The sequence below is a fragment of the Streptomyces glomeratus genome, from assembly GCF_021462825.1.
GTDB classification, from domain to species: Bacteria; Actinomycetota; Actinomycetes; order Streptomycetales; family Streptomycetaceae; genus Streptomyces; species Streptomyces glomeratus.
Genome location: NZ_JAKEEB010000011.1, coordinates 57,682 through 78,578, shown reverse-complemented (window position 1 = coordinate 78,578; position 20,897 = coordinate 57,682). Strand labels below are relative to the sequence as shown.

19 protein-coding genes are annotated in these 20,897 nt (G+C 71.7%); 8 read left to right on the top strand and 11 right to left on the bottom strand.

The window, feature by feature from the left end:
- Nucleotides 1-185 precede the first annotated feature (185 nt).
- Together LZ604_RS15845 and LZ604_RS15840 are read left to right on the top strand one after the other, a co-directional pair.
- A complete protein-coding gene (locus tag LZ604_RS15845; RefSeq protein ID WP_234515751.1) occupies nt 186-2,012 on the top strand; it encodes an AMP-dependent synthetase/ligase in 1,827 nt (608 codons plus the stop codon).
- A gap of 81 nt (nt 2,013-2,093) precedes the next feature.
- Nucleotides 2,094-2,963: a helix-turn-helix domain-containing protein gene (locus tag LZ604_RS15840; protein ID WP_234515750.1), complete on the top strand. Its 870-nt coding sequence runs from the start codon at nt 2,094-2,096 to the stop codon at nt 2,961-2,963.
- A gap of 23 nt (nt 2,964-2,986) precedes the next feature.
- On the opposite strand, the gene LZ604_RS15835 is transcribed toward LZ604_RS15840, so the two are convergent.
- The 5 genes from LZ604_RS15835 to LZ604_RS15815 are packed head-to-tail and all read right to left on the bottom strand — an operon-like array spanning nt 2,987 to nt 9,314.
- The gene (locus LZ604_RS15835; RefSeq protein WP_234515749.1) at nt 2,987-4,177 is read right to left on the bottom strand and encodes a thiolase family protein; all 1,191 of its coding nucleotides are present in this window, start codon (nt 4,175-4,177) and stop codon (nt 2,987-2,989) included.
- Nucleotides 4,178-4,195: 18 nt separating this feature from the next.
- Nucleotides 4,196-4,825, bottom strand: a complete 630-nt coding sequence (locus tag LZ604_RS15830) for a CoA transferase subunit B (protein ID WP_234515748.1) — start codon at nt 4,823-4,825, stop codon at nt 4,196-4,198.
- Nucleotides 4,822-5,580: a CoA transferase subunit A gene (locus tag LZ604_RS15825; RefSeq protein ID WP_234515747.1), complete on the bottom strand. Its 759-nt coding sequence runs from the start codon at nt 5,578-5,580 to the stop codon at nt 4,822-4,824. Before LZ604_RS15825 ends, LZ604_RS15830 begins: the two co-directional genes overlap by 4 nt.
- Nucleotides 5,581-5,587: 7 nt before the next feature.
- The gene (locus tag LZ604_RS15820) at nt 5,588-7,366 is read right to left on the bottom strand and encodes an FAD-dependent oxidoreductase (protein ID WP_234515746.1); all 1,779 of its coding nucleotides are present in this window, start codon (nt 7,364-7,366) and stop codon (nt 5,588-5,590) included.
- A 16-nt stretch (nt 7,367-7,382) separates the two neighbouring features.
- Nucleotides 7,383-9,314, bottom strand: coding sequence for a maleylacetate reductase and hydroxyquinol 1,2-dioxygenase domain-containing protein (locus LZ604_RS15815; protein WP_234515745.1), 1,932 nt, complete (start codon nt 9,312-9,314; stop codon nt 7,383-7,385).
- A gap of 358 nt (nt 9,315-9,672) precedes the next feature.
- On the opposite strand from LZ604_RS15815, the gene LZ604_RS15810 reads away from it, so the two are divergent.
- Entirely contained in the window at nt 9,673-10,509 is an 837-nt protein-coding gene (locus LZ604_RS15810; protein ID WP_308283591.1) for an aldo/keto reductase, read from the top strand.
- 205 nt (nt 10,510-10,714) lie between these two features.
- Nucleotides 10,715-11,410, top strand: coding sequence for a glycoside hydrolase family 75 protein (locus LZ604_RS15805; RefSeq protein ID WP_234515744.1), 696 nt, complete (start codon nt 10,715-10,717; stop codon nt 11,408-11,410).
- 58 nt (nt 11,411-11,468) lie between these two features.
- Here the strand turns inward: LZ604_RS15805 and LZ604_RS15800 are convergent, their stop codons facing one another.
- A complete protein-coding gene (locus tag LZ604_RS15800) occupies nt 11,469-12,362 on the bottom strand; it encodes a class I SAM-dependent methyltransferase (protein ID WP_234515743.1) in 894 nt (297 codons plus the stop codon).
- A gap of 122 nt (nt 12,363-12,484) precedes the next feature.
- Here LZ604_RS15800 and LZ604_RS15795 point away from each other — a divergent pair, with 122 nt between their 5' ends.
- The gene (locus LZ604_RS15795) at nt 12,485-13,255 is read left to right on the top strand and encodes a phytanoyl-CoA dioxygenase family protein (RefSeq protein WP_234515742.1); all 771 of its coding nucleotides are present in this window, start codon (nt 12,485-12,487) and stop codon (nt 13,253-13,255) included.
- Between the two features lie 174 nt (nt 13,256-13,429).
- Here the strand turns inward: LZ604_RS15795 and LZ604_RS15790 are convergent, their stop codons facing one another.
- The 3 genes from LZ604_RS15790 to LZ604_RS15780 all read right to left on the bottom strand — a co-directional run bounded on the left by LZ604_RS15790 (nt 13,430) and on the right by LZ604_RS15780 (nt 15,653).
- Nucleotides 13,430-14,176 (bottom strand): class I SAM-dependent methyltransferase, encoded by a 747-nt coding sequence (locus LZ604_RS15790; protein ID WP_234515741.1) that lies wholly within the window; start codon nt 14,174-14,176, stop codon nt 13,430-13,432.
- 15 nt (nt 14,177-14,191) lie between these two features.
- Nucleotides 14,192-14,497 (bottom strand): 4a-hydroxytetrahydrobiopterin dehydratase, encoded by a 306-nt coding sequence (locus LZ604_RS15785; protein WP_234515740.1) that lies wholly within the window; start codon nt 14,495-14,497, stop codon nt 14,192-14,194.
- 91 nt (nt 14,498-14,588) lie between these two features.
- The gene (locus LZ604_RS15780; RefSeq protein ID WP_234515739.1) at nt 14,589-15,653 is read right to left on the bottom strand and encodes an ADP-ribosylglycohydrolase family protein; all 1,065 of its coding nucleotides are present in this window, start codon (nt 15,651-15,653) and stop codon (nt 14,589-14,591) included.
- A gap of 26 nt (nt 15,654-15,679) precedes the next feature.
- On the opposite strand from LZ604_RS15780, the gene LZ604_RS15775 reads away from it, so the two are divergent.
- The 3 genes from LZ604_RS15775 (at nt 15,680) to LZ604_RS15765 (ending at nt 18,357) form a co-directional block, all read left to right on the top strand.
- Nucleotides 15,680-16,519 carry a helix-turn-helix domain-containing protein gene (locus LZ604_RS15775; protein ID WP_234515738.1) on the top strand — a complete coding sequence of 280 codons (840 nt, stop codon included), beginning with the start codon at nt 15,680-15,682 and terminating at the stop codon, nt 16,517-16,519.
- A 95-nt stretch (nt 16,520-16,614) separates the two neighbouring features.
- Entirely contained in the window at nt 16,615-17,481 is an 867-nt protein-coding gene (locus LZ604_RS15770) for a Sco1979 family transcriptional regulator (RefSeq protein WP_234515737.1), read from the top strand.
- A 60-nt stretch (nt 17,482-17,541) separates the two neighbouring features.
- Nucleotides 17,542-18,357: an SAM-dependent methyltransferase gene (locus tag LZ604_RS15765; RefSeq protein ID WP_234515736.1), complete on the top strand. Its 816-nt coding sequence runs from the start codon at nt 17,542-17,544 to the stop codon at nt 18,355-18,357.
- 21 nt (nt 18,358-18,378) lie between these two features.
- Here LZ604_RS15765 and dnaK read toward each other — a convergent pair whose 3' ends face one another.
- Both dnaK and LZ604_RS15755 read right to left on the bottom strand, forming a co-directional pair.
- Entirely contained in the window at nt 18,379-20,265 is a 1,887-nt protein-coding gene (dnaK, locus tag LZ604_RS15760) for a molecular chaperone DnaK (protein WP_234515735.1), read from the bottom strand.
- A gap of 174 nt (nt 20,266-20,439) precedes the next feature.
- Nucleotides 20,440-20,865, bottom strand: coding sequence for an OsmC family protein (locus LZ604_RS15755; RefSeq protein WP_234515734.1), 426 nt, complete (start codon nt 20,863-20,865; stop codon nt 20,440-20,442).
- Nucleotides 20,866-20,897: the final 32 nt, after the last annotated feature.

Below are 20,897 nucleotides of genomic sequence, written 5' to 3'. Positions count from 1 at the left end.
CAGATTGCGGCCCCGGAACCTACGGCGCCGTAGCAAATTTTGTCGGCCTCCACCCGCTATGCGCGTATTTTCCCCGGCTGACCTGTGCGTTTTGCCACGAGCCCATGTGTTTCCCAGCCCCTCCCGCCCCGTCGTGCGGTGGGGTAGCTTTCACGGCGCTGTGCGGAGCGCCTCAAGGAGCGGGATTGCGCGAGTTCACCAACCCTCCGTTGGCGTCGGCGCCGCCGGTGGGCGGTCTGGCCGATGCCGTCTTCGAGTATGCCCAGGAAGATCCGCTCCGTGTCGCCCTCGGCCGCAAGGACGGGGAGGGGCAGTGGCGCGATGTGACCGCCGCCGAGTTCCGCGACGAGGTCCTCGCCCTCGCGAAGGGCATGCTGGCCCAGGGCGTCCGGTTCGGGGACCGGGTCGCGATCATGTGCCGTACGCGCTACGAGTGGACCCTGTTCGACTTCGCGCTGTGGTCCATCGGCGCCGAGGTGGTGCCGATCTATCCCACCTCGTCGGCCGAGCAGGTGTTCTGGATGCTGCACGACGCACAGGTGTCGGCCGCGATGGTGGAGCACGAGGACCACGCGATGACCATCGCGACGGTCATCGACCGGCTTCCGCATCTGCACCGGCTGTGGCAGCTGGACGTCGGCGCCCTTCAGGAGCTGTACGACGCGGGCGCGCACCTGGAGGACGAGGTCGTGCACCGGCACCGGCAGGCGGTGACCCCCGAGACGACGGCGACCGTCATCTACACCTCCGGCACCACCGGCCGCCCCAAGGGCTGTGTGCTCTCGCACGGCAACTTCATGTTCGAGGCCGACACGGTCGTCGCGCGCTGGGAGCCGGTCTTCCACTCCAAGAAGGGCGATGAGGCGGCCACGCTGCTGTTCCTGCCGCTCGCGCATGTTTTCGGACGGATGGTGCAGGTCGCGGCCTTCCGCGGCAGGGTGAAGTTCGGCCACCAGCCGCAGCTGAACGCGGCGGCGCTGCTGCCCGACCTGGCCGCGTTCCAGCCGACGTTCTTCCTGGCCGTGCCGTACATCTTCGAGAAGGTCTTCAACGCGGCCCGCCGCAAGGCCGAGACCGAGGGCCGCTCGGGCCCCTTCGAGAAGGCGGTCGAGGTCGCCGTCAAGTACGCGGACGCGATCGAGGCGAAGGCGTGGGGCATCGGCCCCGGCCCCTCGGCGGGCCTGCGCATGCAGCACCAGTTCTTCGACAAGGTCGTGTACACGAAGATCCGTGCCGCGATGGGCGGCCGGGTACGGCACGCGATGTCCGGCGGCTCGGCGATGGACCGCCGGCTCGGGCTGTTCTTCGCGGGCGCCGGCGTACAGATCTACGAGGGCTACGGGCTCACGGAGACGACGGCGGCCGCGACCGCGAACCCGCCCGGCCGTACCAGGTACGGCACGGTGGGTCAGGCCATCCCCGGCACCACGGTGCACATCGCGGACGACGGCGAGGTCTGGCTGCACGGCGCCCATGTCTTCCAGGGCTATCTCAACAACCAGAAGGCCACGGACGCGACCCTGCACGACGGCTGGCTCGCCACCGGTGACCTGGGCTCCCTCGACGAGGACGGCTATCTCACCATCACCGGGCGCAAGAAGGAGATCCTGGTGACCTCCGGCGGCAAGAGCGTCTCGCCCGGTCCGCTGGAGGAGCGGGTACGGGACCATCCGCTGGTCGCGCAGTGCATCGTCGTGGGCAACGACCGCCCGTATGTCGCCGCGCTCATCACCCTCGACGCGGAGGCCGTGGAGCACTGGCTGCAGATGCGCGGCAAACCGCGGCTCACCCCGGCCGAGCTGGTACGCGACCCCGATCTGGAGACCGAGGTGCGGCGGGCGGTGGTCGCCGCGAACACACTGGTCTCGCAGGCCGAGTCGATCCGCACCTTCCGCATCCTCGCGCACCAGTTCACCGAGGAGCACGGCCTGCTCACCCCGTCGCTGAAGCTGAAGCGCAAGGCGATCGAGAAAGCGTACGCGGGCGAGGTGGAGGCGCTGTACCAGGCCTGAGCCGGCCACCGCGACCCCTCGACGCGTTCACCCCATTGTGATTCAATATTCAATCAACTGGGGGCTGTGAGGAGGTCGCACATGCCGGAACTGGGAATCGCCGACACGGTGGGCATTCTCCGGCAGCCCGGGGTGCGGCCCCGGGGCAGCAGCGCGGGGCTCGGCTGGGAGCGGCTGTACGTGTCGTCCCAGGAGGAGCTTTCCTACCGCGCGGACTTCGAGCCCGCACCCACTCACCTGGTCATCCTGCACCTCAGCGGGCCCGTCGCGGTACGGCGGGGACGCGGCGCCACGACGCGCTCGCGGAAGATCCCCGCCGGCGGGCTGTTCCTCCAGCCGGCCGGACGGACGCTGTCCGTCGAGCTCGGCGGCAGGCTCGACACGGTGCACGCGTATCTGGCGGACCAGGCGCTGCGCGACGCCAACGACGGCCGTCCCGTGGAGCTGTCCGAGGAACTCGGGACCACGGATCCGCTCGCCGAGCAGCTCGTGCTCGCACTGGACGGCGCGGTGCGACGCTGGGAGCCGTCCGCCCGGACGTATGTGGACCACCTGACGGGCATGCTCGCCGCTCAGCTGGTACGGTGCCACGCCACACGCCCGGCCGAGCCGCCACCCGTGCGGTCGGGGCTGTCGAAGCGGCAGCTGTCGGCCGTACGGGACCTCATGCAGGAGCGGCTCGCCGAACCGCTGCCGATCGCGGACCTGGCCGCCGCGGCCTCGCTCAGCCGCAGCCAGTTCACCCGGCAGTTCCGGGCCAGCACGGGACAGTCCCCCCACCAGTACCTCCTCGGGCTGCGCCTGGAGCAGGCCTGCCGTCTGCTGCGCACCGGGCCCACTCCGATCGGGCAGGTCGCCGCCGACTGCGGGTTCTCCCACCAGGAACATCTGACGCGGGTGATGCGCGCCCGGCTGGGGACCACCCCGGCCGCCGTGCGCCGCGCGGCCTGAGCGGCCGCACCCGGCGGGCCGCCTCAGCGCTCCAGGACCAGCGCCAGCGCCTGTCCGACACCGATGCACAGGGCCGCCAGCCCCGTCCCGGTGCCCGCCGCGGCCAGCTGGTGGGCGACCGCCCCCGCGACGCGGGCGCCCGAGGCACCCAGCGGATGGCCGATGGCGATGGCGCCCCCACGGGGGTTGACGAGCGAGGGGTCGAGCTCGGGCAGCGCCGCCAGACAGGCCAGCACCTGTGCCGCGTACGCCTCGTTCAGCTCGATCGTGTGCAGCGCGGAAGGAGCGATGTCCGCCTTGCGGAGCACCTTGCGGATGGCGTCCACCGGGCCGAGTCCGAAGTACTGCGGCTCGATGCCGGTGACCGCGGCCGCCCGCACCCGGGCCAGCGGCTCCCGGCCGATCGCAGCGAGTCCGTCCTCGTCGGCCAGCAGCAGGGCGGCCGCTCCGTCGTTCAGCGGTGAGGCATTGCCGGCGGTGATGGTGCCGTCCGCCAGGAACGCCGGCTTCAGCGCCGCCAGCGCCGCCGCGGAGGTGGTGTCGCGGATGTTCTCGTCCCGCGGCAGCTCCACCCCCTCGACGGGGACGACCTCCCCGTCGTAGAGACCCTCGCGCCAGGCCTGTGCGGCATTCCGGTGGCTGGCGAGCGCGAAGGTGTCCTGCTGCTCGCGGGTGATGCCGTGCTTGGCGCCGACCAGCTCCGCGCTCTCACCGAGCGGGATGGTCCACTCGCGCGGCATCCTCGGGTTCACCAGGCGCCAGCCCAGGGTGGTCGAGTAGAGCTGCTGGTCGCGCGCGGGAAAGCCCCGCTCCGGCTTGGGCAGCACCCAGGGGGCGCGGCTCATGGACTCGACCCCGCCCGCGATCACGACGGACGCGTCACCGAGGGCGACGGCCCGGGCCGCCTGGATGACGGCCTCCATGCCCGAGCCGCAGAGCCGGTTGAGGGTGACCCCGGGCACGCTCACCGGGAGCCCCGCCAGCAGCACCGCCATGCGGGCCACATCGCGGTTCTCCTCGCCGGCGCCGTTGGCGTTGCCGAGGAGCACATCGTCGATGCGGGCCGGGTCCAGGCCGGGACTGCGGTCGACGAGGGCGCGCAGCACCCCGGCGGCGAGGTCGTCGGGGCGCACACCGGACAGGGCTCCGCCGTAGCGGCCGAAGGGGGTACGGACGGCGTCGACGACGTAGACGTCGCGCGGTCGCTCGATCATCGTTGGCTCCTTGCGGGACTAGTGGTGGACGGCGACGGGTGTCAGGGCGAGCACCTCGGGCACCGTCACTCCGGGTGCCGTCTCGACCAGTGCGAGGCCGGAGGGGGTCACATCGAGGACGCACAGGTCGGTGATGATCCGGTCCACACAGGCCCGTCCCGTCAGCGGCAGCGTGCACTCCTGAACGATCTTGGGGCTCCCGTCCCGGGCCGAGTGCTCCATCAGCACGACGACCCGGCGAGCGCCGTGGACGAGGTCCATCGCGCCGCCCATGCCCCTGATCATCTTTCCGGGGACCGCCCAGTTGGCCAGGTCGCCCCGCGCCGAGACCTGGAGTGCGCCGAGGACGGCGGTGTCGATGTGGCCGCCGCGGATCATGCCGAAGGAGAGCGAGGAGTCGAAGAAGGAGGCACCCGCACGTACGGTCACCGTCTCCTTTCCCGCGTTGATGAGGTCGGCGTCGACCTCATCCGGGGCCGGATAGGGTCCTACGCCGAGCAGCCCGTTCTCCGAGTGCAGGACGACATCGACGTCCGGGGGCAGGAACTCGGCCACCAGGGTGGGCAGTCCGATGCCGAGATTGACGTAGTCGCCGTCGCGCAACTCGCCCGCGGCCCGCGCCGCCATCTCCTGTCTGGTCCAGCTCACGGCGTACGCACCGTCCTCTTCTCGATTCCCTTGTCGGCCGCCTGCCGCGGCGTCAGCGCCACGACCCGCTGCACGAACACCCCGGGAAGGTGCACCTCGTCGGGGTCGATCTCCCCGGGCTCGACCAGCTCCTCCACCTCGGCCACGGTGATCCGCCCCGCCATGGCGGCCAGCGGATTGAAGTTGCGCGCCGCGCGGTGGAAGACGAGATTGCCGTGCCGGTCACCGCGGGCGGCCCTGACCAGCGCGTAGTCGGTGGTGATCGCGCGCTCCAGGACGTACTCGACGCCGTCGAAGACACGCACCTCCTTGGGCGGAGAGGCCACCGCGATCGATCCCTCCGCTCCGTACCGCCACGGCAGGCCGCCCTTCTCGACGAGCGTGCCGACTCCGGCCGGGGTGAAGAAGGCCGGAATCCCGCAGCCACCGGCCCGCAGCCGCTCGGCGAGCGTGCCCTGGGGGATCAGCTCGACCTCCAGCTCGCCCCCGAGGTACTGACGCGCGAACTCCTTGTTGTCCCCGATGTAGGAGCCCGTGACCCGGGCGATACGGCCCGCGGCCAGCAGCACCCCGAGACCGCGCCCGTCCACCCCGCAGTTGTTGGACACGACCGACAGGTCGCGCGCCCCCGACTCGTACAGAGCGCCGACGAGAACCTCGGGCACCCCGCTCAGCCCGAAGCCTCCGACGGCGAAGGACTGCCCGTCCACCACATCCGCCAGGGCCTCAGCGGCCGTGGCCACCTGCTTGTCCATGCCGCCCCTACCGTCCCAGCACCCGGCTCAGGGCGCCCGTCAGCTCCTGGCGGGCCATGGCCTCGCCCCCGGGGGCGTCGGTGCGCCGCCAGGCCACATGGCCGTCCGGCCGTATCAACAGCACTCCGTCCTCGGCGATCTCGGCGACCCGGCTCCACTCGCCGTAGGCGTCACGCGAGCCGGCGTCGCCGATCCGCACGAACCGCAGCGGTACGCCGAGTTCGTCCCGGCAGGCGTCGGCCGCCGCTTCCCAGACGCCGCCCGACAGGCCGGTGATCACCGTGAAGAGGCCCTTGCCGACCAGGTCGAGCGTGGAGACACGCTCGCCGTCACCGTCCACGAGCCAGGCGTGCGGGAGTTTGGCGCCCGGCCGGGTCGTCGGCCTGGCCACCAGCTCCGCATCGTCCTGCCCTGCCTCGGCCGGAGCGTCGTCCGCGAGGACCGCCCCGGAGACATAGCGCTGGTTCATCTCGACACCGTGCGCGTTGAACTCGTAGTTCTTGAGCCGGATCGCCTCCTCCAGCAGGCGCCGCCGCTTGGCACCCTCCGCGGTGGCGGCCCGCACCGCGGCGAGGCCCTCGGCGATGGCCAGCTCGTCGCCTCCGGCGCCGACACCGAGCACATCGAAGATCGGCCCGAACTGGTCCCGGCTCAGATTCGCCCGCTGGACGATCTGCCGCCCCACGGGAGCGCGTTCCGCCGTGTAGCTGTCGAGCAGCGCGGGCCGCGCCTCGCCCCGGATCACCATGGCCAGCTTCCAGGCCAGGTTGTACGCGTCCTGGACGGAGGTGTTGGAGCCGAGCCCGTTGGACGGCGGATGCCGGTGCACGGCGTCCCCGGCGCAGAACACCCGGCCGGACGAATACACCGTGGCATGGCTGTGGTTGACGGTCCACATCGAGATCGACTCGATCTCCACCGGGAGTTCGGCGTCGCCCACGAGATCGCGCACGATCCGCCTGGCCTCCGCCTCGTCCACGTCCGGCGGCGCCTGTTCGATGTCGTAGCCCCAGACCAGCAGCCACTCGTTCCAGGGGCGGACCATCCGGACCAGGCCCATGCCGATGCCTCCCGTCTCCGCGCCGGGACGCAGCACCCAGTACAGGACGCTGGGACGGTGGGCGCAGTAGCGGGCCAGGTCGGCCTTGAAGACGATGTTCATGCTGCCCGCCTTGGCCATACGGCCGTCGAACGGGAGGCCGAGCTGTTCGGCCACGGCGCTGCGTCCGCCGTCCGCGCCGATCAGATAGCGGGCGCGGACGGTGAACTCGTCACCGCGGACCCGGTCGCGCAGCCGCGCCGTGACGCCGTCCTCGTCCTGGGTGAAGCCGAGGAACTCGGTGTCGAAGCGGACCTTGGCGCCGCGGGCCGCCGCGTTGTTCACCAGGATCGGCTCGAGGTAGGTCTGCGGCAGGTCGATCATCTGGCAGGGGCTCGTCGAGGCGTACTCGGTCAGCGAGGCCGGGCCCGTTCCCCAGCTGCGGATCCGCCCGATCTCCTCTCCGGCGAGCCCGGTGCACAGCACGGTGTCGCCCATGAGCTGGGACGGGCTGCCGACCGCCAGTGCCTCGTTCTCGACACCGAGGTCGCGCAGCACCTCCATGGTGCGCTGGTTGGTGATATGGGCTCGTGGGGTGTTGGCCAGCCAGCCGTACTTGGTCACGAGCAGGGTGCGGATGCCGTACGTGGCCAGGAGCAGGGCGGCCGAGCCGCCGGCCGGGCCGCTGCCGACGACCAGGACGTCGGTGTCGTAGCCGCCGGGGCCTGCGGTGTTGATGCGGGTCATGAGGGGCACTCCTCGGTCACTCGGCCGACGGGGCGATGCGGAAGGTGTGGGAGAGACGGCGCCATGGGCCGTCCACGCGGCGGCCGTCGGGGGTGGGGCCGCTCTGGGGGGTGTAGTCGACGACGAGTTCGTCCTTCACACCGAAGACGGTGTCGCCGTCGAGGTACGCGCCGCCCGCCACGAACAGCTGGGTGACCAGCCTGCGGTGGCCGTGCGCGCCGATCATGAAGTGCAGATGGGGTGCCCGGTAGGGGTGGCGGCCGACCGCGGCGAGCATCTGCCCGACCGGGCCGTCGTCCGGGATCGGGTACGCCGCCGGCAGGGTCGACCAGAAGGTGATCCGCCCCTCGGCGTCGGTGCGCAGCCGGGCACGCAGCACGGGTCCGTCGAGATCGGGGAGCTGCACGTCGTAGAAGCCGTCCTCGTTCGACTGCCATACGTCCACGACCGCGTCCCCGAGGGGCTTGCCCGCCGTGTCCGTCACCCGTACGTCCACCCACAGCGGGGTGCCGTCGAGTCCGCCGGAGATGTCGCTGCCGTGCGGGACTTCGGGCGGGCCCTCCACGTAGAAGGGGCCGAGGACCGCGGAGGGGGTGGTGCCGGGGGTACGGGAGTTGGTCAGCAGGTCCACCACGCTGGACACGCCGAGTGTGTCCGACAGCAGCACGAACTCCTGGCGGGTGGGGCCCGACTGCTGTCCGGTCCGGGTGAGGAAGTCGATCGCGTACTGCCATTCGGAGTCGGTGACGTCGTTGTCGATCACGAAGCTGTGCAGATGCCGTACGAGGTCCGCGAGCAGGGCGCCGGTCCGGGGCTCGGGCGCCTGGGCGAAGCTCGCCACGACCTGTTCGGTGAGACGGGCCAGCCGGGGGTCCGCACCGGACGGGCGGCCGGCCGGGCGGCGTCCGTGCCAGGCGTCGGACAGCAGGCCCGCAAGGCCCTCGGCGGTGACCTCGCGCGGATTCGGGTACGGCGTCGCCGCGGCCCACTCGGCCGCGTGCGCCAGGCCGGACTCGGGCATGCCCAGCTCGCGCAGTGAGACCGGCCCGCCCAGGGACGTCACCAGGTCGTGGACACCGGCTGGGGCGTCCGGCACGCCGAGAGCCTCGGCGATCCTGCGCATCACCTCGGGCGCCGCGGGGGCGTTGTAGGCCATGGCGTGCGGCAGGATCACGGTGTGCGTCGGGGCGTGCGGCAGGCCGAAGCTGCCGCCCAGCGTGTGGCAGAGCTTGTGGTGCAGACCCATCCCGACCGTGGCCAGACACGTACCCGCGAGCCACGCCGCCTCAAGCAGATCGGCGCGCGCCTCCCGGTCGGCCGGGTCGGCCGCGAGGCGGGGCAGCGCCCGGCCGATCAGGGAGATCGCCTGCAGGGCCTGCCCGTCGGTGACCGGGTTCGCGTCCGCGGAGTACAGGGCCTCCACGGCGTGCGCGAGGGCGTTCACGCCACTGGTCACCGACAGGGGCACGGGCAGGGTGAGCGTGAGGTCGACGTCGTAGAGGACGGTCCCGGGCAGGATCTCGGGAGAGGACCGGGTGGTCTTGTGGCCGTCCCGCGTCTCGCCGAGCACGGGGGTCACCTCGGAGCCGGCGTACGTGGTCGGAAGGATCACCTGGGGCAGGCCGGTGCGCAGGGCCAGCGCCTTCGACAGGCCCGTCGTCGATCCGCCGCCGACCGCGACCAGGCAGTCCGCGGACGTCTCCCGCAGGATCGCCAGCGCCCGCTCGGTCACCTCCACGGGGGTGTGCATGGCCGCGTCGCCGAACTCGGCCACCACCAGGTCCCCGGCCGCCTCGCGGACCCTCGCGGAAGCCCACTCGAGGGCCGGGCCGGACAGCAGCAGGATCCGTTGACGGCCGAGCCGCTCGATCTCCTCGCGGAGTCGGTCGACGGCGCCGGAGCCGAAGACCACCCGTGAGGGATGGGATGTGTAGACGAACGTCCGCATGAGGCTCCGCCTTCGCGTGTCGGTCGGGATGGGCCTTGCCTGGTGACCGAGTGTGCGGCCGGCGCCCCGGCGAGCGCCTGCACGAACGGCGCGTCGTCGCTGCACGAAACGCGCGCCGACCGACGTGCCGGGCCGTTCGCCGGCGGTTCGCCGGGGGTTCGCCGGGGGTTCGCCGGGGGTTCGCCGGGGGTTCGCCGGGGGTTGACTCGCCGCGCGTGTCCGAGAGGCCGGATACGTGTCCGGCCGATCCGTGGGTCCCCCAGAGATTCCGCGGCGAAATCACCCGTCAGGAATGCACGCGTCCGCGTGATCGTTGACGATGGGAGTACCACCCGACGACTTGAAGGATCGAGAGCTCGTGAGCAGCAAGGTCCCCCCGATCATCCTGAACAACGGCGTCGAGATGCCCCAGCTGGGTTTCGGCGTCTGGCAGGTGCCGGACGACGAGGCGGAGACCGCCGTGGCCACCGCACTGGAGGCCGGCTACCGCAGCATCGACACCGCGGCGATCTACGGCAATGAGGAGGGCGTCGGCAAGGCGGTCGCCGCCTCCGGGATTCCGCGCCAGGACCTCTTCGTCACCACCAAGCTCTGGAACAGCGATCACGGGTACGACGCCACGCTGCGCGCCTTCGACACCTCGCTGGAGAAGCTCGGCCTGGAGTACGTCGACCTGTACCTCATCCACTGGCCGCTGCCGTCCCGCGGCCTGTTCGTCGAGACGTACAAGGCCTTCGAGAAGATCTACGCGGACGGCCGCGCCAAGGCGATCGGTGTCTCCAACTTCCTTCCGGAGCACCTTCGGACGCTGCTCGCCGCGACGTCCGTCATCCCGGCGGTCAACCAGATCGAGATGCACCCGCACCTGCAGCAGCACGGGGCACGCGACTTCCACGCGGAGCAGGGCATCGCCACCGAGGCCTGGTCGCCGCTCGGCCAGGGCAGAGGCCTCCTGGAGGTCCCCGCGATCGTGGCCATCGCCCAGAAGCACAACCGGACTCCCGCCCAGGTGGTGCTGCGCTGGCACCTCCAGCTCGGCAACATCGTGATCCCGAAGTCCGTGACCCCGTCCCGGATCAGGGAGAACATCGAGGTCTTCGACTTCTCGCTGGACACCGAGGACATGGCGGCGATCAGCGCGCTGAACGAGGACCGGCGCCTCGGTCCGGACCCGGCGACGTTCGACATGGCCTGACGGACGACCGGGCGGCACGCCCCGGACCGCTTGCCGGCGGCTCCGGGGCGTGCCGCTGTCCATGGGAGGCAGGCCGCGGCACCGGCGTCGACCCGAACTCAACTCCGGCCTGTCGTCGGAGCGTTGGGGGTTGACGCGGCCATGAGGAACGGGCACCTTGTACGGCACTGGTAAGGAAACTTTCCTAACAGAAGGGTCCCCCACAGTGCGCACTCGAACACTGACCCTCACAGCGGCCGCCGGCGCCGCGATCCTCGCCGCCGCGGTGCTCCCCACCACCGCCTCCGGGGCGGCCGCCCCCAAGTCCGCTCAGGAGGGCACGGTCAGCGCGGCCGACCTGCTCGCCAAGGTGACGTCCTGTTCGCAGATATCGAACGGGAAGTACAAGACCGACGACGAGACCTCGGCCACCGTCCCCGTGTGCGGAAAGAACGGCGCGGTGTTCTGGAAGGCCGACATGGACGTCGACTGCGACGGCCAGGTCACCGCCAAGTGCAACGGCGACACCGACCCCTGGTTCCAGGACGACACCGCGTTCCACCAGTCCGACGGCAGGCCCCTGCGTGCCGACTCGCTCCCGTACGTCGTCGTGCCGAGCGCGAGCGGCATCTGGAAGTACTCCGGCTCCGGCATCAAGGGCGGCGGCGTGGTCGCCGTGATCTACAACAACAAGGTCGAGTACGCGGTCGTCGGCGACACCGGACCCACGAAGATCATCGGCGAGGCCTCGTACGCGACCGCCAAGGCACTCGGCATCGACCCCGACCCGGCGACCGGCGGCGCCGATTCGGGCGTGACGTACATCCTGTTCAAGAACTCCCAGGTGTCGCCGATCGAGAGTCACAGCGCGGCGGTCTCGCTCGGCGAGTCGCTGGCGAAGCAGTTCATCCGGAACAACTGATCCGGCGGCCGGGCCGCGCCCGGTACCGCGTCGCCGGCGGTACCGGGCGCGGCCCGCCTCAGACGGGTCGCACCGCCGTGTACACCGTGTGCGCCTTGAGCACGAAGACATCCGACCGGCGGTGCACGCTCGCCTCGTCCTCGGGATCGAGGAGACGGTCGAGGGTGGCACGGTCGTCGGCGTCCAGGCCGTCGGCGAGGGCCTCGCGCAGCCGGGTCAGGGTGGCGGCGACATACGCCCGGGCCCGGTCCTCGACCGGCGCGGGCAGGTCGAGGAGGAAGCTGCGCGTACCGGTGTGCTTCAGACCGGCGGCGGTCAGCAGGGCCGGCCAGTCCTCGGCCTCGGCGACGGCGCCGGGCAGTTCGGCCCGCATCCGCGCGAACCACTCCGCCTCGACCGCGTCGAGCCGCGCCTGGAACCCCGGACGGCCGAAGCCGATGTCCCTCGGCAGGAACCGCGCGGGCAGACCGCCCTCCAGCAGCGCCAGGGTGCCACCGGGCGCGAGCCGCTCGGCGAACGCGGCGAGGGCGGCCCGCTGGTCGCCCAGGTGATGCAGGCTGTTGGCGGCCCACAGCAGATCGGCCGGGTAGTCCAACTCGGCGAGCACGTCCGGAAGTTCTCCGGTGACCGTGCCGAAGCGGTCGGCGAGACCCAGACGGGCGGCCCGGGCGCGGGCACGTTCCAGCAGGGGCCCGGAACCGTCCACCGCGACCACCCGCGCGCCCGGGAAGGCCTCGGCGAAGAGACCGGAGACGACGCCGGGTCCGCTGCCCGTGTCGACGATCAGGCCGGGCTCGGGCGTCTCCCGCGCCAGCCACGCCATGACCCTCTTGTACAACGGAGCGAACAGCTCCGCCTGCGACTCCAGCATCGGGGCCATCACGGCCCAGTCGATGGCGGTGTCGCCGGAGTGGCCGTGGCGGCCGGAGTGGCCGTGGTGCTCGTGCGCCATGGTGGTCAGCCTTTCTTCTCGGTGCCGCCAGCCTGCGCCGAGGTGCCGCGCGAAGGCCACCTGTGTTGCGGGAGCGGCAAAAACCGGGTGCGGTGGCGAGGGCCGGTCGCGACCATGGGCCCATGGGCGACGAGATGGTGGAGCGTTTTCTCGAGGACGGGTTCGTGAAGCTCGAGGGCGCCTTTCCGCCACGGGTCGCCGAGGACTGCGCGCGGCTGCTGTGGCGGGAGACGGGCTACGACCCGGACGACCCCGGCACCTGGAAGGACCCCGTGTACCGGGTGGGCGGCATGGCGCAGGGTCCCTTCGCCGCCGCGGCCAACTCCCCCACCCTGCACGGGGCCTTCGACCTGCTGGTGGGAGAGCGCCGCTGGGAGCCCCGCTATTCGCTCGGCACCTTTCCGCTGCGCTTCCCGCACGAGGAGGAGCCGGACGACGCCGGCTGGCACATCGAGGGCAGCTATCTGCCGGAGGGCGCCGCCCTGTGGCACGCCAATCTCCGGTCCAGGGAGCGTGCTCTTCTGATGCTGTTCCTGTTCACGGAGGTCACCGAGGACGACGCCCCGACCCGCATCCGCGCCGGCTCGCATCTCGACGTACCCCCGGTCCTGGCACCGTACGGCGAAGAGGGCGCCTCCTTCGTGGAGCTGGGCCCACGGGTGGACGCGGCCTCCGCGCACCGCCCGCTCGCGTATGCCACCGGCCGCCCAGGAGACGTCTACCTGTGCCACCCGTTCCTGGTCCACGCCGCCCAGCCCCACCACGGCACCCGGCCCCGGTTCATGGCGCAGCCGCCCCTGTATCCGGCGGTGCCCTGTGAGCTGGAGCCGGCGGACGGGAACTACTCGGCGGTGGAGCTCGCGATCCGCCGGGGCCTGGGCCGGAAGGGCTGAGCCCGGCGCATCACCCCCCGGACGCGGTCCGCGTAGTGGCCGTCGGCCACAGGTGGACCATCTCGGCGTGATCTCATCCGTACGGGCGTCAGCGCCACGGACGCCGGCGGCCGATCACCGCCATTCGGCCGGACGGCACCGACGGCGCTCCCGCGATCGAGGCGGATCGCCGGGTCAGGGCCCGGGTTTGCGGAACGCCCTGAGGGAGAACATCGGATCGGGGCGCGGCCGGTCCTGATCCGGCAGCTCGGCAAGACGCCCGGCGATCCGCTCCCCGAGCGGATCGCCGGGCGTCAGCGTGGCGAACCAGCCGCGCCTGAGATCCGCCAGCGTGCTGCGGGGACTGCGGCCCTGGCCGATGCCGGGGAAGCCGGCCGCTCCGGCCGGTACCAGACCGCAGGCGGCGGCGTGCTCGGCGACGGCCTGCGCAGTGTCGACGGCGGGCCGGTGCGGGCGCGGGGCGAGCACGGCGTCGATGTCGCTGCCGACGTCGTGGGCGGCGGCCTTGTCGACGGTCGTGACGTACACCCCACCCGGCCGCAGCACGCGGGCGCACTCGGCCAGCACGGCCCGTACGTCCTCGGGCCGCCCGAAGAGATGCAGCAGCCAGATGCCGGTGACCGCGTCGAACGTCCCGTCGGCGAACGGCAGTCGGCGGCTGTCGGCGAGGACGACGGTGCCGGGCAGCCGGGCGTCGGCCCGGCGCGCCATCCCGTACGCCAGGTCCACCCCCGTGACCTGCAATCCGGACCGCCCGGCCGCGAGCCGCCGGGTCACGATGCCCGTGCCGCAGCCCAGGTCCAGCAGCCGGTGCGCGTCCCCGGGTATGAGTCCGAGCACGGCGTCGGCCGCGGCCGCGGCCCGCGGCTCGCCGCCGCGCGAGACGTCGTACGCCTCGGCCTCCTTGTCGTAGTCCAGCACGTGTCGTTCCCCCGTTCAGTGCGCGCCGTGCCCGGACGCCAGTTCCTCGATCCGGTGGGCGAGCTCGAAGTCCAGCTCGGTGACCGCGCCGCCCACGCTGTGCGTGTTCACGCTGACCGAGACGGTGTTGTAGCCGAGAGTGAGGTCGGAGTGGTGGTCGAGCTCCTCCTGCACCTGGGCGATGTGCACGACCATCGCGGTCGCCGCGGAGTGCGAGCCGAGCCGGTAGGAGCGGGCGATCCGGTCGCCCTCCAGCGACCAGCCGGGCAGCTCCGCCAGCCGGTCCTCGATCTCCTTCTGCGACAGCGGTTCGACGGGCATGGCCTGGCTCCTTCCGTACGGCGCGGGGTTCGCCCCACCCTGTCACATCCCCTTCGTGGGGCTCCGTACGCGCGGCCGGGCCTTTGGACCGTCAGCTTCGCAGACACTCCGCGGCGAGGTCGTCCGCCACGACGGTGATCTCGGCCCGGCCCTCGAGGCGTTCCAGCCACTCGTGCGGCATTCCATGGTCGCCGTGGTGGGCACCGAGAAGGTTGCCGCAGATGGCGCCGGTGGAGTCGCTGTCACCGGAGTGGTTGACGGACAGCAGCAGCGCGCGCCGGACATCGGGCTCGACCAGCGCGCAGTACACGGCGATGGCCAGAGCCTGCTCGCCGACCCAGCCCCCGCCGAGGGTCTCCACCCTCTCCGCGGTGGGCGAGCCCTCGGCGGCCAGGTCGAGGGCTTCCCGCAGGGCGTCCGTGGTCTCCTCGTGCCCCGGATACCGGGCGAGCAGGCGCGCGGCGCGCAGCACCGCCCCCTCCAGGGAGTCGCCCTCGACGAGGTGGGCGACGATCGCGGCGAAGGCGCCCGCGGAGTAGTAGCCGGTGGGGTGGCCGTGGGTGGTCTGGGCACTTCGGGCGGCCATGGCGAACGCGGTGTCGGCCGGCACGCGCGTGAGCCCGAAGGGCGCCGAGCGCATGACCGCGCCGCAGCCCTTGGAGTCGGAGTTCACCGGGCCGGGGCGGCCGAGTTCGGCCTGCGGGTCGGGGACGAAGTCCTGGGCGAGGCCGGACAGGCAGGCGTTGCCGGGCGCGCGGCGCGCGTACAGCCACGGCTGGGCGGCGAGGCCGTCGGCCCCCTCGGGCGGGCCGGACAGCCGCTGGGTGTCGAACCAGCGGCCGTACGCCTCCCGCACCAGCCGGGACCAGCCGCCGCCGATTCCCTTGTGCCGCTCGCGCTGGTGCGCCTGCCGCAGCCCCTCCACGGTGAACAGGGTCATCTGGGTGTCGTCGGTGACCCGGCCGACGACTCCCCCTGCGCCCGGCACGAGACCGGTGACGCCCCGCGCGCCGTGCAGGGCCCGGATGCGGTCCAGGGAGACGAACTCGACGGGATACCCGAGGGCGTCACCGACGGCACCCCCGAGCAGGGCCCCACGCACCCGGGCCCGGTAGATCGCCGTGGCCTCCCAGGACGGGTTCAGCCGGTCGTACATGCCGCTCCTCGACTACGGTCGTCCGTATGACCATTGTCGCGTCCGGCACCGCCGCCTCCCCACCGGCCCCCTCCGACCCGGGCATCGGGCCGCTGCTGCGGGGCTGGCGGGAGAAAAGGCGGGTCAGCCAGCTGGAGTTGGCGCTGCGGGCCGGCTCTTCGGCACGGCACATCAGCTTCATCGAGACGGGTCGGTCACGGCCGAGCGAGGAGATGGTGCTGCGGCTCGCCGAGCACCTCGAGGTCCCGGTACGCGAGCGCAACGCGCTGCTGCTGGCGGCGGGTTACGCCCCCCACTACCCGGAGACGCCCCTGGACGACCCGTCCATGGACGCGCTGCGCGCGGGAGTGGAGCGGCTGATCCAGGGCTACGAGCCCTATCCGGCGCTGGTGGTGGACGCGCGGTACGACGTGGTGGCGGCGAACCGGGGCATCGCGCTGCTGCTGGAGGGGGTCCCGGACCGGCTGCTCGTCCCGCCCCTGAACGCGATGCGGCTCACGCTGCACCCGGAGGGCCTGGCGCCGCGCATCGTCAACCTCCCCGAGTGGCGGGGCCACTTGCTGGCGCAGATGGAGCGCCAGATCGCGCTTCAGCGCTCGCCGGCCCTGCGCACGCTGTACGAGGAGGTGGCGGCGTATCCGGTACCGGACCGGACCGTGACCGAACCCCGGCCCGAACCTGACGAGCCCGCACCGCCCTTCGCGCTGCCGATGCGGATCGAGCACGACGGCCGGGTGCTGTCCTTCATCTCGTCCATCTCCACTTTCAACACCCCCATGGACGTGACGGTGGCGGAACTGGCCATCGAGACCTTTCTGCCTGCCGACCCGGCGACGGTCAAGTACCTCCAGTCGCCCGGTGCCTGACGCACCGCAGGCCCGTGGCACGGCGGGACCCCATGAGACTTCCCCGCGAACATGCCACACTTCTTCCGTAGTTCGGCGCGAGGGGAGGCGTGGCGGTGAGTGAGCGGCGTGCTGCGCCCACCGTGGGGCAGGTGGTGCTCGGGCGGCGGCTGCAGGAGTTGCGGGAGTCCGCCGGGCTGAAGCGCGAGGAGGCGGCACAGGTGCTGCGGGTCGCTCCGGCGACCGTGCGGCGCATGGAGACCGCCGAGGTCGCGCTGAAGATCCCCTACGTGCAGATGCTGCTGGCGAGGTACGGCGTGCCCGACGAGGAGATCACCGCCTTCGTCCGGCTCACCGAGGAGGCCAACCGGCCCGGCTGGTGGCAGCGGTACCACGATGTGCTGCCCGACTGGTTCAGTCTGCATGTCAGCCTGGAGGGCGCCGCCCGCCTCATCCGGTCGTACGAGCCGCACTTCGTGCCCGGGCTGCTGCAGACCGAGGACTATGCCCGCGCCGTGCTGGAGGCGGGAACCGTCGGACAGGTCAGTCCCCAGGACGTCGAACGGCATGTGGCACTGCGCCTGGCCCGGCAGAGGCTGCTCGCCCGCGAGGACGCGCCGCACCTCTGGGTGGTCATGGACGAGACGGTGCTGCGGAGGCCGGTCGGCAGCCGCGCCCAGGTGATGCGCGACCAGCTCGACCGGCTCCTCGAGGCCGGCGAGAACCCCGGGATCACTCTCCAGGTCGCCGAATTCGCCTCAGGGCCGCACCCGGGGACGTACACCCCGTTCGTGCTGTTCCGTTTCCAGGAGCCGGAGCTGCCCGACATGGTCTACAGCGAGTACCTGACCGGCGCCCTCTACCTCGACTCGCGCGCCGAGGTGGCCATGCATCTGGAGGTCCTGGACCACATGTCCGCGAAGGCGGCCTCCGTCCAGCGCACGAGGACGATCCTGCGCGAGTACCGCGACACGTACTACTGACCCGGCGAAGGCCGGTACGGCACACCGAGATCGAAGTCACCCCCCATCAGGAGCATCCGCATGACGACCGGACACGAGGCGGCGCCCACCACCCGCATCGACACCAGCAGGCCCCACCCCGCCCGGGTGTACGACTGGTGGCTGGGCGGCAAGGACAACTACCCGGTGGACGAGGAGCTGGGGCGGAAGATCCTCGCCGTGGATCCGACCGTGCGGCGCGGGGCGCGCGCCAACCGCCGGTTCATGCATCGTGCGACCCGGACACTGGCGCAGGCGGGGGTGCGCCAGTTCCTCGACATCGGCACCGGCATCCCCACCGAGCCCAACCTCCACCAGATCGCCCAGGAGGTGGCACCCGAGGCACGGGTGGTGTACGCCGACAACGACCCGATCGTGCTGCGGCACGCACAGGCGCTGCTGCGCGGCACCGCCGAGGGCGTCACGGACTACGTCCACGCGGACGTCCGCGACCCGGACGCCATCCTCACCCTGGCCGCGCGGTCCCTGGACCTCGGGAAGCCGGTCGCGCTGTCGCTGGTCGCGCTCACGCACTACCTCGACGACGAGGCCGACGACGTCCATGGGCTGCTGAAGCGATATCTCAAGGCCCTGGCGCCCGGCAGTCACCTGGTCCTGTCGCAGGTCACGCCGGATCTGAACGCCGAGGCCGTGGAGAAGGCCGCGGGCCTGTTCCGGCAGAGCGGCACGCCCTTGTTCCCGCGCACGCTCACCGAGTTCTCGGCGTTCTTCGACGGTCTGGAGCTGCTGGGGCCCGGGGTGATCCCCGTCAGCGGATGGCGGCCGGAGCCGGAGGACGTCGCAGCCCAGGCGGAGGGCATCGTGCCGGTCTACGCGGGGGTCGCGCGCAAACCCTGAGCCGACGGCCTCCTTCCGGCGTCAGCCCGCACCGCCCCGGCCGCCCTTGTGCGCGGTGCTCCCGGCGCTCGTGTCGTCGTCGACGATCTCGGCGTCCACCACGCCCTCCTCGTCCCGCGGCGACGCATGCTGCTCGGCGCTCTCCGTCGGCGTCTGCCGGGCCTGGGCGTACATCGCCTGGCCCATCCGCTGGCTGGCGGAGGCCAGCTTCTCGGCCCCGGCCCGCAGGGCCGTCGTGTCGGCCTCGCCCTCCAGCAGTTCCTTCAGCTCGGCGAGCGCGGCCGTCACCTCGCCCTTGGTGTCCGCCGGAACGCGCTGCTCGTTGTCCCGCAGGAAATTCTCGGTCTGGTAGACGAGTTGTTCCGCCTGGTTGCGCGTCTCGGCGGTCTCCCGGCGCCTGCGGTCCTCCTCGGCGTACTGCTCCGCGTCCCGCATCATCCGGTCGATCTCGTCCTTCTGGAGCGCGGAGCCGCCGGTGACCGTCATCTTCTGCTCCCGGCCGGTCGCCAGGTCCTTGGCGGAGACGTGCATGATCCCGTTGGCGTCGATGTCGAAGGCCACCTCGATCTGCGGCACCCCGCGCGGCGCGGGCGGCAGCCCGGCCAGGTCGAAGACGCCGAGCTTCTTGTTGTACGCGGCGATCTCGCGCTCGCCCTGGTAGACCTGGATCCCGACGGAGGGCTGATTGTCCTCGGCGGTCGTGAAGATCTCGGAACGCCGGGTCGGGATGGTCGTGTTGCGCTCGATCAGCTTGGTCATGATGCCGCCCTGGGTCTCGATGCCGAGGGACAGCGGGGTGACGTCGAGCAGCAGGACGTCCTTGACGTCGCCGCGGATGACACCGGCCTGGAGCGCCGCGCCGACCGCCACGACCTCGTCCGGGTTCACGCCCTTGTGCGGATCCTTGCCGGTGAGCTCCCTGACCAGGTCGGTGACGGCGGGCATACGGGTCGAGCCGCCGACGAGGATGACGTGGTCGATCGCGGGGAGCTTCACGCCCGCGTCCTTGACCGCCTGGTGGAAGGGGGTGCGGCAGCGGTCCAGCAGATCGGCGGTGAGCTCCTGGAACTGGGCGCGCGTCAGCCGCTCCTCCAGATGCAGCGGGCCCTGGGAAGAGGCCGTGATGTAGGGCAGGTTGACGGTGGTCTCGGTGGAGCTCGACAGCTCAATCTTGGCCTTCTCGGCGGCCTCGCGCAGCCGTTGCAGCGCCATCTTGTCGGCCCCCAGGTCGATGCCGTACTGCCCCCGGAACCGCTGGACGAGGTGGTCCACGATCCGCTGGTCCCAGTCGTCCCCGCCGAGGCGGGTGTCGCCGTTGGTGGCCTTCACCTCGATGACGCCCTCACCGATCTCCAGCAGGGAGACGTCGAAGGTGCCGCCACCGAGGTCGAAGACGAGGACTGTCTGCTCCTCACCGCGGTCGAGCCCGTACGCGAGGGCCGCGGCCGTCGGCTCGTTGATGATCCGCAGGACCTTCAGTCCCGCGATCTCCCCCGCCTCCTTGGTGGCCTGCCGCTGCGAGTCGTCGAAGTAGGCGGGCACGGTGATCACGGCGTCGGTGACGTCCTCGCCCAGATAGGCCTCCGCGTCCCGCTTGAGCTTCTGCAGGACACGGGCCGACAACTCCTGCGCCCGCAGGCGGTTGCCGTCGACGGACCCCTGCTCCGGGAAGCGCCAGTCCGCCTCGCCCATGTGCCGCTTGACCGAGCGTGCGGTGCGCTCCACGTTCGTCACCGCCTGCCGTTTGGCGACCTCGCCGACCAGCACCTCGCCGTTCTTGGCGAAGGCCACGACCGACGGGGTGGTCCGGGCGCCCTCGGCGTTGGCGACGACGGTCGGTTCACCCCCCTCCAGGACGGCCACCACCGAGTTCGTCGTACCGAGATCGATCCCGACCGCACGTGCCATCGCTGTCCCCTTCCGTCAGGGCGCTCCTTGCACTCCATCACAAAACTTGAGTGGGTCCTTGTCAATGACACCGTCTCGACACCGGCCACCGTCCGTCCCCGCCTTCGGATACCCGGAAAACAGCGGTGCCGCGCCCCCCTTGCGGCGGGCGCGGCACCTGCGGAGGTGTGCGCGTCAGGCGAGCTTGGCGTCCAGGGTGATCGTCGTGCCGGCCAGGGCCTGGCTGACCGGGCAGTTCTTCTTGGCGTCCTCGGCTGCGGCGGCGAACGCGTCGTTGTCGATGCCCGGGACGGTGCCCTCGACGGTGAGGTGGATGCCGGTGATGCCCTCACCCGGCTGGAACGTGACGTCGGCCTTCGTCTCGAGCTTGGTGGGCGGGGTGCCGGCGCCGGTCAGGCCGTGCGACAGCGCCATGGAGAAGCAGCTGGAGTGGGCGGCGGCGATCAGCTCCTCCGGGCTGGTCTTGCCGTTCGCCTGCTCGGCGCGCGACGGCCACGACACCGGCTGCTGGCCGATGCCGGAGGAGTCGAAGGTGACGACGCCGTTGCCCTCGAGCAGGTTGCCTTCCCAGACGGTGTGTGCGGTGCGCGTGGTAGCCACGATGAGTCCTTTCGCATGCGTGGGCATTCTCG